This is a genomic window from Sphingomonas sp. SUN039 (assembly GCF_024758725.1).
Taxonomy (GTDB): domain Bacteria; phylum Pseudomonadota; class Alphaproteobacteria; order Sphingomonadales; family Sphingomonadaceae; genus Sphingomonas_O.
The window spans coordinates 2,814,340-2,828,695 of sequence record NZ_CP096972.1 but is presented as its reverse complement, the minus strand read 5'-3'; the positions used below and the strand labels follow the sequence as shown (position 1 = coordinate 2,828,695).

At 66.4% G+C, this 14,356-nt stretch carries 17 protein-coding genes; 13 read left to right on the top strand and 4 right to left on the bottom strand.

The genetic code is table 11. The features are described 5' to 3' along the window. Positions 1 to 13: 13 nt before the first annotated feature. Genes M0209_RS13860 through M0209_RS13850 form a run of 3 tightly spaced genes read right to left on the bottom strand, consistent with a single transcriptional unit; the run spans position 14 to position 2,407 of the window. Positions 14 to 799, bottom strand: coding sequence for an inositol monophosphatase family protein (locus M0209_RS13860; RefSeq protein ID WP_258888853.1), 786 nt, complete (start codon positions 797 to 799; stop codon positions 14 to 16). A gap of 9 nt (positions 800 to 808) precedes the next feature. Further along, a complete protein-coding gene (locus tag M0209_RS13855; protein WP_258888852.1) occupies positions 809 to 1,468 on the bottom strand; it encodes a cyclase family protein in 660 nt (219 codons plus the stop codon). Between the two features lie 3 nt (positions 1,469 to 1,471). After that, entirely contained in the window at positions 1,472 to 2,407 is a 936-nt protein-coding gene (locus M0209_RS13850; protein ID WP_258888851.1) for a ribose-phosphate pyrophosphokinase, read from the bottom strand. Positions 2,408 to 2,479: 72 nt separating this feature from the next. Between M0209_RS13850 and M0209_RS13845 the strand changes: the two genes are divergently transcribed. From M0209_RS13845 to M0209_RS13790, 12 genes are all read left to right on the top strand, one after another. Continuing rightward, positions 2,480 to 4,144, top strand: a complete 1,665-nt coding sequence (locus M0209_RS13845; RefSeq protein ID WP_258888850.1) for an NAD+ synthase — start codon at positions 2,480 to 2,482, stop codon at positions 4,142 to 4,144. Positions 4,145 to 4,189: 45 nt separating this feature from the next. Continuing rightward, positions 4,190 to 4,453 (top strand): type II toxin-antitoxin system Phd/YefM family antitoxin, encoded by a 264-nt coding sequence (locus M0209_RS13840; RefSeq protein ID WP_258888849.1) that lies wholly within the window; start codon positions 4,190 to 4,192, stop codon positions 4,451 to 4,453. Next, the gene (locus M0209_RS13835; RefSeq protein WP_258888848.1) at positions 4,450 to 4,869 is read left to right on the top strand and encodes a type II toxin-antitoxin system VapC family toxin; all 420 of its coding nucleotides are present in this window, start codon (positions 4,450 to 4,452) and stop codon (positions 4,867 to 4,869) included. The genes M0209_RS13840 and M0209_RS13835 overlap by 4 nt, the downstream gene beginning before the upstream one ends. Continuing rightward, positions 4,866 to 6,167 (top strand): glutamate--tRNA ligase, encoded by a 1,302-nt coding sequence (locus M0209_RS13830; RefSeq protein ID WP_258888847.1) that lies wholly within the window; start codon positions 4,866 to 4,868, stop codon positions 6,165 to 6,167. The genes M0209_RS13835 and M0209_RS13830 overlap by 4 nt, the downstream gene beginning before the upstream one ends. Before the next feature lie 85 nt (positions 6,168 to 6,252). Continuing rightward, the gene (locus tag M0209_RS13825; protein WP_258888846.1) at positions 6,253 to 6,930 is read left to right on the top strand and encodes an energy transducer TonB; all 678 of its coding nucleotides are present in this window, start codon (positions 6,253 to 6,255) and stop codon (positions 6,928 to 6,930) included. A 60-nt stretch (positions 6,931 to 6,990) separates the two neighbouring features. Then, a complete protein-coding gene (locus M0209_RS13820; RefSeq protein WP_258888845.1) occupies positions 6,991 to 7,335 on the top strand; it encodes a hypothetical protein in 345 nt (114 codons plus the stop codon). Between the two features lie 17 nt (positions 7,336 to 7,352). Then, on the top strand, positions 7,353 to 8,291 hold the full coding sequence (gene ribD, locus M0209_RS13815; RefSeq protein WP_258889649.1) for a bifunctional diaminohydroxyphosphoribosylaminopyrimidine deaminase/5-amino-6-(5-phosphoribosylamino)uracil reductase RibD: 939 nt from the start codon (positions 7,353 to 7,355) through the stop codon (positions 8,289 to 8,291). A gap of 6 nt (positions 8,292 to 8,297) precedes the next feature. Further along, complete coding sequence (locus M0209_RS13810) at positions 8,298 to 8,906, top strand: riboflavin synthase (RefSeq protein ID WP_258888844.1); 609 nt, start codon at positions 8,298 to 8,300, stop codon at positions 8,904 to 8,906. Positions 8,907 to 8,951: 45 nt separating this feature from the next. Next, the gene (gene ribB / locus M0209_RS13805) at positions 8,952 to 10,253 is read left to right on the top strand and encodes a 3,4-dihydroxy-2-butanone-4-phosphate synthase (protein WP_258888843.1); all 1,302 of its coding nucleotides are present in this window, start codon (positions 8,952 to 8,954) and stop codon (positions 10,251 to 10,253) included. Further along, complete coding sequence (locus M0209_RS13800) at positions 10,250 to 11,095, top strand: DMT family transporter (RefSeq protein WP_258888841.1); 846 nt, start codon at positions 10,250 to 10,252, stop codon at positions 11,093 to 11,095. The genes ribB and M0209_RS13800 overlap by 4 nt, the downstream gene beginning before the upstream one ends. Before the next feature lie 11 nt (positions 11,096 to 11,106). Beyond that, the gene (ribH, locus tag M0209_RS13795) at positions 11,107 to 11,526 is read left to right on the top strand and encodes a 6,7-dimethyl-8-ribityllumazine synthase (RefSeq protein WP_258888839.1); all 420 of its coding nucleotides are present in this window, start codon (positions 11,107 to 11,109) and stop codon (positions 11,524 to 11,526) included. Continuing rightward, positions 11,523 to 12,062 carry a GNAT family N-acetyltransferase gene (locus M0209_RS13790; protein WP_258888838.1) on the top strand — a complete coding sequence of 180 codons (540 nt, stop codon included), beginning with the start codon at positions 11,523 to 11,525 and terminating at the stop codon, positions 12,060 to 12,062. The genes ribH and M0209_RS13790 overlap by 4 nt, the downstream gene beginning before the upstream one ends. A gap of 240 nt (positions 12,063 to 12,302) precedes the next feature. On the opposite strand, the gene M0209_RS13785 is transcribed toward M0209_RS13790, so the two are convergent. After that, positions 12,303 to 13,394 carry an alkene reductase gene (locus M0209_RS13785; RefSeq protein WP_258888837.1) on the bottom strand — a complete coding sequence of 364 codons (1,092 nt, stop codon included), beginning with the start codon at positions 13,392 to 13,394 and terminating at the stop codon, positions 12,303 to 12,305. A gap of 58 nt (positions 13,395 to 13,452) precedes the next feature. On the opposite strand from M0209_RS13785, the gene M0209_RS13780 reads away from it, so the two are divergent. Further along, complete coding sequence (locus M0209_RS13780; RefSeq protein WP_258888836.1) at positions 13,453 to 14,352, top strand: DMT family transporter; 900 nt, start codon at positions 13,453 to 13,455, stop codon at positions 14,350 to 14,352. The last annotated feature ends 4 nt before the right edge of the window (positions 14,353 to 14,356 follow it).

Below are 14,356 nucleotides of genomic sequence, written 5' to 3'. Positions count from 1 at the left end.
CAAAAGCAAGTCGTCAGGTGGCGAGCGCCGCGACCGCATCCTCCAGCCGCGCCGGATCGCCGAGCGCGATGACATCGCCCGCGCTGTCGGCGTTGAGCGGATCGCCGGCCCAGTCGCACATCGTTCCGCCCGCGCCTTCGACGACGGGGACGAGCGCGGCATAGTCGTGGAGCTTCAGGCCTGCTTCGACGACGAGATCGATATGTCCTGAGGCGACAAGCCCATAGTTGTAGCAATCGCCGCCATAGATCGGCCCTTGTCTAAGGTTGGAGGCGGAGGCCTTGGCAACCAGACGCAAGAATGCTTCGCCTTCACCCTCATTGAACAAGTGGGGGCTTGTGGTTGCGATCTTGGCGCCGTCGAGTCTTGGGCATCGGCGGCTGGTGGCGGGTTTTCCGTTAAACAGGGTCGGCCGGCCGACAACCCCGACCCAGCGTTCGCGCGCCACCGGCTGGTCGATCACGCCGATGACCGGCCACCCCTCCTCGACCAGCGCCACCAAAGTCCCGAAAATCGGCCGCCCCGCCATGAAGCTGACCGTCCCGTCGATGGGGTCGAGCACCCAGCTCCGCCCCGTCGCGCTGTCCTTGACCCCATATTCCTCGCCGATGATGCCGTCGCGCGGATATTCAGCCTCGATGATCCGCCGCATCGCCGCCTCTGCGGCGCGGTCGGCCTCTGTCACGGGCGAAGCATCCGCCTTGGTCTCGATATCGAAACGGCTCCGGAAAAACGGACGGATTGCGGCCCCCGCCGCATCGGCGAGGCGTTCGGCAAGATCGACGTCGGCAGGACGCATCGATTTCCCCTATCCGCCGACGACGGCATGGGCGCGGACGGGAAACGTGCCCATGCCCTTGATGCGCGGCGGCGCGGCATGGAATGTGAAGCCGGTCTCCGGCAACTGCGCGAGGCCGGTCATATGCTCGACGATCGGGATGCCTGCGGCCAACAGGATCGAATGAACCGGACGGGTGTTGCCCGAAACATCATCGATATTGTGCGAATCGATCCCGACCAGCGCCGCGCCGCCGTCGCGCAGGGCTTCGGCCGCGTCGGCGGTCAGGAACGGATGGTCGCTGAAATAGGTGTCGGTGCGCCAGTGCCGGTCCCAGCCGGTGTTCACAAGCACGGCCTTGCCGCGGACATCGATCCCGGCAAAAACGCCCGCGTCGATCGCGGTCTTTGCCGTCCGCACGACCAGTCCGGGGAGTGCCGAGACGCGTTCGAGCGGCAGTTCGCTCAAATCCGCGCCATCGGCATAACGGTGGAACGGCGTGTCGAGATAGGTGCCGGTGTTGGCGACCATGTCGATCCGGCCGATCTGGAATTCGGTGCCCGCCGCATAATTGGCGCGCGACGCCTCCCGCGACCAGTAATCGCAGATGACCGGCGCGGGCAGCCCTTTATAGGTCACCATCCCGTCTTCGATGATGTGGTTGAGTTCGATGAGGCGACGGGTTGCCATGCGTCAGTCGAACAGCGAGCTGACCGAGCTTTCGTCGGCAATGCGCTTGATCGCCTCCGCCACCAGCGGCGCAATCGTCAGCAGGCGGATGTTCCTGGCCGCATTGGCCGCTTCGGGCGGCTGGATCGAGTCGGTGACGACGAGTTCGCGCAGCACCGACCCCTCGACCCGCGCCACCGCCCCGCCCGACAGGACGCCGTGCGTTACATAGGCCACGACGTCAGATGCGCCCGCGTCGCGCAGCGCCTTGGCCGCATTGCACAGCGTCCCCGCCGAATCGACGATATCGTCGATCAGCACGCAGAACCGGCCGGTCACATCGCCGATGATGTTCATGACTTCGCTCTCGCCCGCTTTTTCGCGGCGCTTGTCGACGATGGCGAGCGGGGCGTTGTTGAGGCGCTTTGCCAAGGCCCGGGCGCGAACCACGCCGCCGACGTCGGGGCTGACGACCATCAAATTATCGGTCGGAAAGCGCGCTTGGATGTCTGCGGCCATGACGGGTGCGGCGAACAGATTGTCGGTCGGGATATCGAAGAACCCCTGTATCTGCCCAGCGTGCAGATCGACCGACAGCACCCGGTGCGCGCCCGCCACCGTGATCATATTGGCGACCAGCTTGGCTGAAATCGGCGTGCGGGGCCCAGGTTTGCGGTCCTGCCGCGCATAGCCGAAATAAGGGATGACGGCGGTGATCCGCTTGGCCGACGCGCGTTTCAGCGCATCGATGCAGATCAGCAATTCCATCAGATTGTCGTTCGCCGGAAACCCGGTCGACTGGAGCACGAACACATCCTCGCCGCGGACATTCTCGTGGATTTCGACGAAGACCTCTTCATCGGCAAAGCGGCGCACGCTCGCCTCGGTAAGCGGCATCTCCAGATATTCGGCAATCGCCTTGGCCAGCGGCAGGTTGGCGTTTCCGGTCAGCAGCTTCATGTCGGTCCCCTGTACGCCAGCCCCTTAATCCGCGCTTGCCCGGTGTCAAAGGCAAAGCCTAGAGCGAGGGGCATGACGGCCACGCTTCCAAATCGTTTGACCATAGCCATTGCCCAGATGAGCCAGCGCGTCGGCGATCTGGCGGGTAACGCCGATGCGATGCTTGCTGCGCGCGGGCGTACCGCTGCCGACCTGATCGTTTTCCCCGAACTGCAGCTGATCGGCTATCCGCCCGAGGACCTGGTGTTGAAACCCGCGCTGGCCGAACGTGCCGCTGCGGAACTCGCGCGGCTGGCGGCGGCGACGTCCGACGACGGCCCCGCCATGCTGGTCGGCAGTATCGAGCGGGTGGACGGCAAGCTCTACAACATCCTCGCGCTGTGCGAGGGGGGTCGCGTGACCGCGACGACCCGCAAGCACGAGCTGCCGAACTATGGCACATTCGACGAAAAGCGCATTTTTACGCCCGGTCCGCTGCCCGAGCCGGTGGTGTTCAAGGGCGTGAAGTTCGGCCTGCCTTTGTGCGAGGATATCTGGTTCCCCACCGTTTGCGGGCATCTGAAGGCGCGGGGCGCGGAACTGCTGATCGCGCCGCATGGCAGCCCGTACGAGATCGACAAGGACGACCTCCGCGTCGCGGGCGTTGCGGGCGTACGCGTGCGCGAAACGGGGCTGCCGCTCGCGTTCGTCAACCGCGTCGGCGGGCAGGACGAGATCGTGTTCGACGGCGCATCGTTCGTGCTCAACGCCGACGGATCGGTCGCGCACCAGTTGCCCGACTGGGAAGAGGCGCTGGTCGAGACAGTGTGGACGCGTGGCGCGAACGGCTGGGTTTGCGAACCGGGCGTCGTCGCCGCGCTCGATCCGCATCCGGCGGATACCTATCACGCGATGCTGGTCGGCCTGCGCGACTATGTGAACATCAACCGCTTCCCGGGCGTCGTGCTTGGCCTGTCGGGCGGGATCGATTCGGCACTGTCGGCGGCGGTCGCGGTCGATGCGCTGGGGGCCGACCGCGTGTGGTGCGTGATGATGCCCTCGCGCTACACGGCGGACATTTCGGAAAGCGACGCTGCAGCATGCGCGCGGCTGCTCGGGTGCCGGCTCGACACCATCCCGATTGCCGAAGCCATGACGGCATTCGATTCGATGCTGTCGGGCGTGTTCGAAGGGCGCGCGCCCGATCTGGCCGAGGAGAACATCCAGTCGCGCATTCGCGGCCTGACCCTGATGGCGATCAGCAACAAGTTCGGCCCGATGCTGCTGACCACCGGCAACAAGTCCGAGATGTCGGTCGGCTATGCGACGATCTATGGCGATATGGCGGGCGGCTATTCGGTGCTCAAGGATGCTTACAAGACTACGGTCTTCGCACTGTCGCGCTGGCGCAACGCCAACAAACCGCGCCTTGGCCTCGGTCCCGACGGGCCGGTGATGCCCGATCGCGTCATTACCCGGCCCCCGTCCGCCGAATTGCGCGAAGACCAGCGCGACGACGATTCGCTGCCGCCCTATGACGTACTCGATCCCATCCTGCGCGGGCTGGTCGAGGAGGAACTGTCGGTCGCCGACATCGTCGCGCACGGGTTCGACCGCGACACCGTGATCCGCATCGAACGTCTTCTCTACGTGGCCGAATACAAGCGCCGCCAGTCGCCGCCGGGGGTGAAGCTCGGCAGCCGCAATTTCGGCCGTGACCGGCGCTATCCGATCACCAATGCGTTCCGGACGAGCTAGACAGCCATCGAGTTCTGGCTATTATTATGGCCAAAGGAAAACGCTATGCGCCAGGTTCCCCTCGCCACGGTAAAAGACAGACTGTCTGAGTATGCAGCTGCTGCGGCGGCAGGAGACGAGATTGTCGTAACCCGTCACGGGCGGCCCTATGTCCGGCTGGTTGCGCTGGCCGATGACGAGGCCGAACGACGTCGTCGCGGCGCCGAGGCGGCCCGGAAGCTGGCGGAGTTGGGGGACGAGGTGCTGCGGCGGCATGGCCCTACCTCGATTGAAGAAATCGTCGGCTGGATCAACGAGGACCGCCGTTGAAGGTCGTCATCGATGCGTCAGCGCTACTGGCGACAGTCCTTCCAGAACAGAATCGAAGCCTTCGCGACACGACGTCGGCAATGCTTGCCGGGCACGACCTTATCGCACCGCCGGTCTGGCCAGTCGAGATCGTCGGCGGACTAGCCAAGGCCGAATGGATGCAACGCATTTCATCGGACATTTGTGATTACTCCTGGTCCATATTGATCGAGGTTTTCGGCGCGGTCGAAATTGCCGTTCCAGCTGAGCTGTCGGCGATCTTGGCAACCTGCCGCCAGCATCAGCTGCGTGGCGCAGACGCCACCTATCTTGAGCTTGCCGTTCGTCTAGGCATCCCTCTGCTTACCGGCGACAAGGCGCTCGCGCGCGCTGCAAGGGCAGCTGCTGTCGATCTTTTGTACGATCCCCACGCATGACCATCACCCGCTTCGCCCCTTCGCCGACCGGTCGGCTCCACATCGGCAACATCCGCACCGCACTCCATTGCTGGCTATGGGCGCGCAAGCACGGCGGGCGTTTCCTGCTTCGCATCGACGATACCGATGCGGCGCGCTCGACCGAGGCTTTCGTCGACGCCATCCGTACCGATCTCGACTGGCTCGGCCTGGCCCGCGACGGCGAGGAGCGCCAGTCGGCGCGGCTCGCCCTGTACGAAACGCAGTTCGATCTGCTGCGCGCGGCGGGTCGCGTCTATCCCTGTTACGAAACGCCCGAAGAGCTGGACCTGCGGCGCAAGGTGCTGCTCGGACGCGGCCTACCGCCGATCTATGAGCGCCCCGCGCCCGATACACCCGTGCCGGCCGACCGCGCGCCGCACTGGCGGTTCAGGCTCGATCATGACGCTGCGATCGCGTGGACCGACCTGATCCGGGGACCGCAGCATTTCGATCCCAAGACCATGTCCGATCCGGTCGTGCGCCGCGCCGACGGGTCGTGGCTGTATCTGCTGCCCAGCGTCATCGACGACATCGACATGGGCGTGACGACGGTCGTGCGCGGCGAAGACCATGTGTCGAACACTGCGTCGCAACTCCAGATGTTTGCCGCACTCGGCAGCGCGCCCCCGGCGTTCGCGCATGAGGCGTTGCTCGTCGGCAGCGAGGGCAAGCTGTCCAAACGCCTCGGCAGCCTCGACTGCGATGCGCTGCGTGCCGACGGTATCGAGCCGCTGGCGGTGGTGGCCCTGCTCGCGCGCCTCGGGACCAGCGATCCGGTCGAGCCGGTCGAAAGCGTTGCGCCGCTGGTCGACGGCATCGACTTCGCCCGTTTCGGCCGAGCGCCCGCGCGGTTCGATATTGCCGAACTCGAATCGCTCAACGCCAAGATGCTGCACCAGACGCCCTATGCGGCGGTGGCGGCACGCTTGCCGGACGGCATGGGCGAAGCGGCCTGGACCGTCATCCGGCCGAACCTGACCCGCCTGTCCGATGCGCACGACTGGTGGCGGATCGTGACCGGTCCACTCGCGGTGGCGGCAGCGCCCGAAGACGCGGACTTCCTGAGTGCGGCAGCCCGAATCGCCGCCGGTCTCGACTGGACGGCCGACCCGTGGCGCGCGCTGACGACCGCGCTGAAGGAGGGGACCGGGCGCTCCGGCAAAGCGCTGTTCCTGCCGCTGCGCCGCGCGCTGACCGGCCTCGACCATGGTCCCGATATGGCGGCGTTGTTGCCGCTGATCGGACGTTCCGAAACGGTGCAGCGGCTGTCCGCCTAAATTATTTGCATCTTAAATAAAACATTATATCATCGCATGCGTGAGCGGGGCCGGGTCGCGGCGTTGCTCGGAACAGGAGGATGTCATGCATGCCCCCAACACTGCCGGACCAGGCGGCTATCTCGACAAGAAGAGCCGTCACCCCGGCCTGCTCGCCGCTGCTGTCGTGCTGCACGTCGGCCTGCTCGGGACGATCCTGAGCTATCATCCCGAACTTCTGGTGAAGCCCGAAGACCCGATGGTCCTCAAGAAATTCCCGCCGATCCAGCAACCGCCGCCGCCCGAACCCGACAAGAAGACGACCAAACCGCAGACAAAGGTCGATCCCAAGCCACAGACCGAACAGCCCAAGGTCATCGTGCCGACCGAACCGACCGGCGAACGCTGGCCCGAACCGCCGCCGCAACCCCCGACCGATCCCGGGCACGGCGATGGCGGCACCGTCAAGGCCGACCCGCCGCCGCTACCGGTCCTGACCGGTGCGGGGATCGACTCGCGTTTCGCCCGCGATCTTCAGCCGCCCTATCCGCCCAATCTCGAGCGGATGGAAGTCGAGGGCAGCGTCACGGTGCGCGTCCAGATCGGTCCCGACGGGCGCGTTGCCGCTGTCGAACTGGTGCGCCCGGACGATCCTGGCTTCTTCGCCTCCACCCGCGACTGGGCGCTCAAACGCTGGCGCTTCAAGCCGGCGACGCGCGACGGCGTGGCAGTGGCGAGCTGGCTGACCAAGACGGTGCAGTTCCGCATCGTCCGCGACAGGTAAGCGCAACTGACGGGTCAAGCGACTGGAACAGGGCGGGGATCGGGCCTATCTCCTGTAACGATGGCCTTTCTTCCCCGCCCTGTACGCCCCACGCGCGCGCTTGCCGACCTCTGGGGTTTCATCCGCGCACGGCGGCGGCATGAGTTGGCCTTCGGCCTGCTTGCAGTCGGGATTACCGCGCTGTGGTTCATGATGATCTTCGACAAACTTAACCCGCCGCGTGAATGGCGACCGCCCGAAGTGATGTACGTCAAGCAATGGCCGAAAACGCGGACTGCTGCCGATGTCCGCGCGCAACAGGCCATCGACGCCCCCCGCGAGAAAGCCGAACGCGAGGCGCTCGCGGCGGCGAAGAAAAAGCGGCAGGACGAATATAAGGCGCTCGCCAAGCGACTCGGCATTTGAACGACGACGCGCGCTGGATGGGCGCAGCGCTGGCGCTCGGGACGCGGGGTCTGGGCCGGACCGCCCCGAACCCTTGCGTCGGTTGCATCATCGTCAAGGACGGACGCGTCGTCGGGCGCGGCTGGACGCAACCCGGCGGGCGGCCCCATGCCGAGGCGATGGCCGTGGCCGAAGCGGGCGAGGCGGCGCGCGGCGCAACGGCGTATGTCACGCTGGAACCCTGCGCCGCCCCGGGACGTGGTCCGGCCTGTGCCGAGGTGCTGATCGAAGCCGGGATCGCGCGGGTCGTCGCAGCGATCGGCGATCCGTTTCCGGCAGTGGATGGCAAGGGGCTCGCGCGGCTTCGCGCTGAGGGTATCGACGTGACGGTCGGCCCCGGTGCGGTCGAGGCGACGCGCAGCATGGCGGGTTTCCTGACCCGCCAGCGCCTCGGGCGGCCGCATGTAACGCTCAAGCTGGCCCTCTCGCTCGACGGCGCGGCGGCAATGGGCGACGGGCGCAGCCAGTGGATTACCGGGGCGGCGGCGCGCGCGCACGCCCATGTCGAGCGCGCCAGTGCCGATGCGATTCTGGTCGGGCGCGGAACATGGGAGGCGGATGCGCCCAAGCTCGACGTCCGGTTGCCGGGACTCGAAGACAGGTCGCCGCTGCGGGTCGTGTTGTCGACAAAAAAAGAAGCCCTCTCCCCGCACGTCATCACGCTCGATGAAGTAGCCGGCCTTCCCGCCGACCGCCTCCTCGTCGAGGGCGGCATGGCGACCGCTGCCTCGTTCCTGCGCGACGACCTGGTCGACCGGCTGCTGATCTACCGTGCGCCGGTCCTCATCGGTGGCGGGCGCACGCTCGGCGATATCGGCCTCGGCGACCTGTCCGACGCGCACGGGCGCTGGACGCGGATCGACAGCCGCCGCCTTGGCAGCGACACGCTCGACGTTTACGAGCGCGTCAGGGGATAAGCGCATATGTTTACCGGCATCGTCACCGACATCGGCACCGTGACCGATAGCGCCGAACGCGGCGACCGGCGCGTTACCGTGCGCTGCGCGCTGGATCTGGACAGCATCGCTATCGGCGCATCGATTGCCTGTTCGGGCGCGTGCCTGACGGTCGTCGACAAGGGCGCGGACTGGTTCGCGTGCGACGTGTCGGGCGAAAGCGTGTCGAAAACGGCGGTGGGCATGTGGGATACGGGCCGTCGGCTCAACCTCGAACGCGCGCTGAAAATCGGCGACGAACTCGGCGGGCATATCGTCACCGGCCATGTCGACGGGGTCGGCACGGTCATCGGCGTGTGCGAGGAGGGCGGCTCGCACCGCGTCGGCATCCGCGTGCCCGCCGGGATTGCCCCGTTCATTGCACCCAAGGGATCGATCACGCTCGACGGCGTCTCGCTGACCGTCAACGGGGTCCGCGATGCAGAGGACGGCACCCATTTCGCGGTCAACATCATTCCGCACACCTGGAACGTCACGACGCTGGGCGATCTGGTCGCGGGTCGGGAGGTCAACCTCGAAATCGATGTGCTGGCCCGCTACCTCAAGCGAATGCGCGATTTCGACACAGCTATGTGAAACTTCGATCTTGAAAGTCACATTGTAGTGTGACACGATCGGTGAATGAGCACATCGACCATCGAGCGCATCCGCGCAGAAGTCGCCGAGCGCGGCATTTCACGTTCGGGGCTGGCTCGCGCCGCCGGACTTCACGCCAACACGTTGCGCGATCTCGATGCGCCCGACTGGAACCCGACGGCGGACACGCTCGGCAAGCTCGAACGCTATCTGTCGGCGAACAGCGACCGTCCCGCGCTCGTCCCCATCGAGGAAATCATCGACGAGGCCCGCAACGGCCGCATGTTCATCCTCGTCGATGACGAAGACCGCGAGAATGAGGGCGACCTGATCGTTCCGGCGCAAATGGCGACGCCCGATGCGATCAATTTCATGGCGACGCACGGCCGCGGCCTGATCTGCCTCGCGCTGGCCAAATCGCGCGTCGAGGCGCTCGGCCTCGAACTGATGAGCCGCAGCAATGGCACCCGCCACGAAACCGCCTTCACAGTGTCGATCGAGGCGCGCGAAGGCGTGACGACCGGGATTAGCGCCGCCGACCGCGCCCGCACCATCGCGGTCGCCATCGATTCGTCGAAGGGGAAGCAGGACATCGTTACCCCCGGCCATGTCTTCCCGCTGGTCGCGCGCGACGGGGGCGTGCTGGTCCGCACCGGCCATACCGAGGCGGCCGTCGATGTGTCGCGACTCGCGGGGCTCAATCCCTCGGGCGTGATCTGCGAGATCATGAAGGACGACGGCACCATGGCGCGGATGGACGACCTCGTGTCGTTCGCGCGCCTGCACGGGCTGAAGATGGGGACGATCCGCGACCTGATCGCCTATCGCCGCAAGCATGATCACCTGATCGAGCGCCGCGCCGAGATTACCTTTACCAGCCGCTGGGGCGGCGACTGGCGCGCGATCACCTTTTTCAACAAGGCGACCGGCGACGAAACGCTGGCGCTGGTCAAGGGCCGCATCGACCCCAACACGCCGACGCTCGTCCGGATGCACACCATGTCGATGTTCGTCGACGTGTTCGGGGAGGAGAACGAGCGGACAGGGCTGCTGCCCGGCGCGATGCAGGCCATTGCCGAGGAAGGCTGCGGCGTGCTGGTGCTTATCAACCGCCGCACCCCCGATTCGACCAGCCGCTTCATGCAGCTGCGTGCGGCCGGCAAGGGCGCGGGCGCACCCGAGGTCGAGGAACTGCGCGATTACGGCGGCGGCGCGCAAATCCTGACCGAACTCGGCGTCCATGACATGATCCTGCTGACCAACACGCATCACACGCTTGTCGGCCTCGAAGGATATGGCCTGTCCATCGTCGGCGAACGGCCGATCCCCGGCACCGGGGGCGAGTGAGTCCGGTCACGCTCGGCCTGTGGCTGGCAGGGTTCTCGGCGCTGACGACCGCACTTGCCCATGCCTCGATCAAATCGGGGCAGGACAAGCTGGCGGTGCAGGCGTGGGTGCGGTTGGTGGGCCTGACCATTGCGACGCCGCTCGCGATCTGGACCGGTCTGCCGCCGGATTATCTTTGGCCGTGGCTGATCGCGGCGGCGGCAACGCATGCGGTTTATCAGGCGGTGCTCAGCTTCAGCTACAGCGTCAGCGATTTCTCGGTCGCCTATCCCATTGCGCGGGGCAGTGCGCCGATCCTGACCGCGGTCATGGGCGTGTTGCTGCTTGGCGATACCCTCGGCCCCTGGCTGGTCGGCGCGATTGCGGTTGTCAGTACCGGTATCGTCATGCTCGCGGCAGGCGGGCGCGTTTCGCGGCACGGCCTGCTGCTTGCCGTTGCTACGGGCATGTTGACCACCGTCTATTCGGTGATCGACGCGCGGGGCATGCGATTGTCGCCCGACCTGCTGACGTTCATCGCGTGGTTCTTCGTACTCGACGCCGTGGCGATGCCGCTGCTGTTCGCGGTGCTGCGGCGCGGTGCCGCGCCAGCGGCGTTCCGCGCCGACTGGAAACCGGGGCTGTCGGCGGCGATCATGGCCCCGGTCTCGTTCGTCCCCGCCCTCTATGCCTTTGCGCTTGCGCCGGTGGGGGCGGTGTCGGCGATCCGCGAGGCCAGCGTACTGGTCGGCATGCTGGTCGCGGGCCGCGTGCTCGGCGAACGGGTTGACGCGCGCCGCCTGATCGGGGCAGCGCTGATTACCGCCGGGATCGCCGGCATCGTTGCGGCTTCGGCGCATTAGGGGACATAGACATGGCAAAATTCCTGATCGTCGAGGCGCGCTTCTACGACCATCTGAACGACATGCTCGTCGCGGGCGCCCGTGCCGCGCTGGAGGATGCGGGGCATCACGCCGATGTCATCACCGTGCCCGGCGCGCTTGAAATTCCCGGCGCGATTTCGCTGGCGGCGGAGAGCGGCCGTTATGACGGCTATGTCGCCATCGGCGTTGTCATCCGCGGCGAAACCTATCATTTCGAAATCGTCGCGGGCGAGAGCGCGCGTGGCATCATGGCGCTGACCATGGACGGCATTGCCATCGGCAACGGCATATTGACGGTCGAGAACGAGGCACAGGCGCTGGTGCGTGCCGATCCGAAACAGAAAGACAAGGGCGGCGAGGCGGCCAAGGCGGCGCTGGCATTGCTCGACCTGAAAGGACGCTTCGGATGAGCGGCTACCCTGTCCTCGAAACCGAACGCCTGATCCTGCGCCTGCCCGAAGCATCCGACCTCGACGGCTGGAGCGCGATGAATGCCGATGCAGAGACCATGCGCTTCATCGGCGGCACAAAGTCGCGGCCCGAGACCTGGCGGATGCTGTGCACGATGCGCGGGGCCTGGGACATCAAGGGGTTTGCGATGTTCTCGGTGATCGAGCGGGCGACCGGCGCATGGGTCGGGCGGCTGGGGCCGTGGGAACCCGAAGGCTGGCCGGGCAAGGAAGTCGGCTGGGGCGTCGCGCCGCAGTTCACGGGGAAAGGCTATGCATACGAAGCCGTCGTCGCGACCATGGACTATGTGTTCGACGTGCTCGGCTGGCCCGATGTCATCCATACCATCGACGCTGCGAACACCCGCTCGATTGCGCTGGCGCGGCGGCTCGGTTCGACCAACCTCGGGCCGACGCGCCTGCCCGAACCGTTTCAGGACGCGCCGGTCGATGCCTGGGGGCAGACGGCGGCGCAATGGCGGGCGCGCCGGAACTAATTCCTCCCCAGCGAAGCGCAGGGGAGGTGGCGCGAATGCGCCGGAGGGGCGCGAGCGCAGCGAGTGACGCTGTTCGCTTGGAGAGACCGTCCGCCGCTGAACGCGGCGGCCCCTCCGCCCTGCGGGCAGTTTCGGCTTGGACCGCCCCAGGCGGTCCAAGCCCCGTCCGGGGGACGGGGCGACCCGAAACTCCCCTGCGCTTCGCTGGGGAGGAATGAGGATCATTGCACCTCGGCGCGATTATGCGTCCTCGCGCGCCAGCACCGGATAGTCGGTGTAGCCCTCCGCCCCCGGCGAATACCATGTGCGAAAATTGTCGGGCGCAATCGGCGCGTCGGCGCGCAGCCGCGCGACCAGATCGGGGTTCGAGATATAGGGCCGCCCGAAACTGATGCCATCGGCGAGGCCACTGGCGATATCGGCCTCGGCGCGCTCGAGGTTGTATTCCTGATTGAGGATCAGCGGTCCCGGGAACACCTTGCGGATATGCGGCGACACCCGCGGCACATCGGTTTTGCCGAAATTTCCGAAATCCTTTTGCTCGCGCAGTTCGAGGAAGGCGATGCCGATCTCGCTCAGCGCCGCCGCGGCGGCAGTAAACAGCGCAACCGGGTCCGAATCGTCGGCCCCTTGCGTTTCGCCATTGGGCGACAGGCGCACACTGGTGCGGTCCGTACCCACCGCATCGGCCACCGCCTGCGTTACCTCGCGCAGCAGGCGGATGCGGTTCTCGATCGGGCCGCCATAGGCGTCGGTGCGGAAATTGCTGTTGTCGCGCAGAAACTGGTCGATGAGGTAGCCGTTCGCGCCGTGGATTTGGACGCCGTCGAAACCCGCGCGGATCGCGTTCTTCGCTGCATGGACATAATCGGCGATGACGCGCGGAATCTCGTCGAGGCGCAGCGCGCGGGCCGGTTCGTAGGGCTTTTTGCCGGTCGCGGTATGCGCGTCGCCGGGCGCGGTCGTGTCCGACGCCGACACCGGCTGCGCGCCGCCGAGGAAGTCGGGGTGGACGAGGCGTCCCATGTGCCACAGCTGGAGGATGATTCGCCCGCCCGCCGCGTGCACCGCCGCCGTTACCGGCTGCCACGCCGCAACCTGTTCGTCGGACCAGATGCCGGGGGCCGAGGGCCAGCCGAGGCCTTCCTGTGTAATGCCGGTGGCCTCCGCAATCAGCAGTCCGGCGGTCGCACGCTGGCTGTAATAGTCGGCCTTGAGCGCGGTCACCGGCACATGGCCCGCTTCGCTGCGCCCGCGCGTCAGCGGAGCCATCAGGATGCGGTTGGGGGCGGCAATCGCGCCGAGCTGGATGGGGTCGAACAGGGTCGGCATAAGATAGATGCGCCTTTCATACGGGTTTCAATCCGGAACCCATGCGATATGGGCACGCATGGCCAGCCGTCCACCCCAAGAAAATCTGCTCGGATCGAAAGCCGATCTCGCTGCGCTGCTTGGGGCCAGCGCGCTGCTTGCATTGGGACCGATGTTCGTGCGCCTTGCCGATGTCGGGCCGGTGTCGTCGGCATTCTGGCGGATGGCGATTGCCTTTCCGCTGCTTGCCGTCATGGCGCGGTTCGGTCCGCGGTCGCGAGGGGCGATAACCCCCGCGCTAATTGCCATCATCGCCGCGTCGGGCGTGCTGTTCGCCGCTGATCTCGCCAGCTGGCATGTCGGCATTACCCAGACCAAAATGGCGAACGCCACGCTGCTCGGCAATTCGGCGACCTTCATCTTCCCGCTTTACGGGTTTCTCGTTGCGCGGGCATGGCCGACGCGAAGACAGAGCGTCGCGCTGGCGATGGCGGCGACGGGTGCGGCGCTGCTGATGGGGCGCAGCGCCGAACTTTCGCCCGAGCATCTTGTCGGCGACCTGCTGTGCCTGCTCGCGGGGGTATTCTACGCGGCCTATTTCATCGCCATCGAACGTGCGCGGGCGACGCTGGCTCCCCTGCCTTTGCTGGCGGCCTCGACGCTGGCCAGCGCGTTGCCGCTGCTGGGGTTTGCGCTGCTGCTCGGCGAAGCGGTCTGGCCGTCGAACTGGACGCCGCTGGTCGCGCTGTCGCTGTGCAGCCAGGTCGTGGGGCAGGGCTTGCTGGTCTATGCACTGGGCCGGGTCAGTCCGCTGCTGATCGGTCTGTCGTTGCTGACCCAGCCGATCATTGCCGCGCTCGTCGGCTGGCTGGTGTTCGACGAGACGCTGGGCGTACTCGACGTGACGGGCGCGCTGCTCGTGGGGCTGGCGCTCGTGCTCGTGCGCGATCCGGCGACGGAGGCAAGCAAGGCGGACTGAGGCC

What these genes read in the sequence shown, in the direction of transcription:
- M0209_RS13860 (WP_258888853.1), bottom strand. Translation starts at nt 799, where the DNA reads ATGCGTCCTGCCGACGTCGATCTTGCCGAACGCCTCGCCGATGCGGCG.
- ribB (WP_258888843.1), top strand. Translation starts at nt 8,952, where the DNA reads ATGAGCACATCGACCATCGAGCGCATCCGCGCAGAAGTCGCCGAGCGC.
- M0209_RS13780 (WP_258888836.1), top strand. Translation starts at nt 13,453, where the DNA reads ATGGCCAGCCGTCCACCCCAAGAAAATCTGCTCGGATCGAAAGCCGAT.
- M0209_RS13830 (WP_258888847.1), top strand. Translation starts at nt 4,866, where the DNA reads ATGACCATCACCCGCTTCGCCCCTTCGCCGACCGGTCGGCTCCACATC.
- M0209_RS13855 (WP_258888852.1), bottom strand. Translation starts at nt 1,468, where the DNA reads ATGGCAACCCGTCGCCTCATCGAACTCAACCACATCATCGAAGACGGG.
- M0209_RS13785 (WP_258888837.1), bottom strand. Translation starts at nt 13,394, where the DNA reads ATGCCGACCCTGTTCGACCCCATCCAGCTCGGCGCGATTGCCGCCCCC.
- M0209_RS13850 (WP_258888851.1), bottom strand. Translation starts at nt 2,407, where the DNA reads ATGAAGCTGCTGACCGGAAACGCCAACCTGCCGCTGGCCAAGGCGATT.
- ribD (WP_258889649.1), top strand. Translation starts at nt 7,353, where the DNA reads ATGGGCGCAGCGCTGGCGCTCGGGACGCGGGGTCTGGGCCGGACCGCC.
- M0209_RS13840 (WP_258888849.1), top strand. Translation starts at nt 4,190, where the DNA reads ATGCGCCAGGTTCCCCTCGCCACGGTAAAAGACAGACTGTCTGAGTAT.
- ribH (WP_258888839.1), top strand. Translation starts at nt 11,107, where the DNA reads ATGGCAAAATTCCTGATCGTCGAGGCGCGCTTCTACGACCATCTGAAC.
- M0209_RS13790 (WP_258888838.1), top strand. Translation starts at nt 11,523, where the DNA reads ATGAGCGGCTACCCTGTCCTCGAAACCGAACGCCTGATCCTGCGCCTG.
- M0209_RS13825 (WP_258888846.1), top strand. Translation starts at nt 6,253, where the DNA reads ATGCATGCCCCCAACACTGCCGGACCAGGCGGCTATCTCGACAAGAAG.
- M0209_RS13820 (WP_258888845.1), top strand. Translation starts at nt 6,991, where the DNA reads ATGGCCTTTCTTCCCCGCCCTGTACGCCCCACGCGCGCGCTTGCCGAC.
- M0209_RS13845 (WP_258888850.1), top strand. Translation starts at nt 2,480, where the DNA reads ATGACGGCCACGCTTCCAAATCGTTTGACCATAGCCATTGCCCAGATG.
- M0209_RS13810 (WP_258888844.1), top strand. Translation starts at nt 8,298, where the DNA reads ATGTTTACCGGCATCGTCACCGACATCGGCACCGTGACCGATAGCGCC.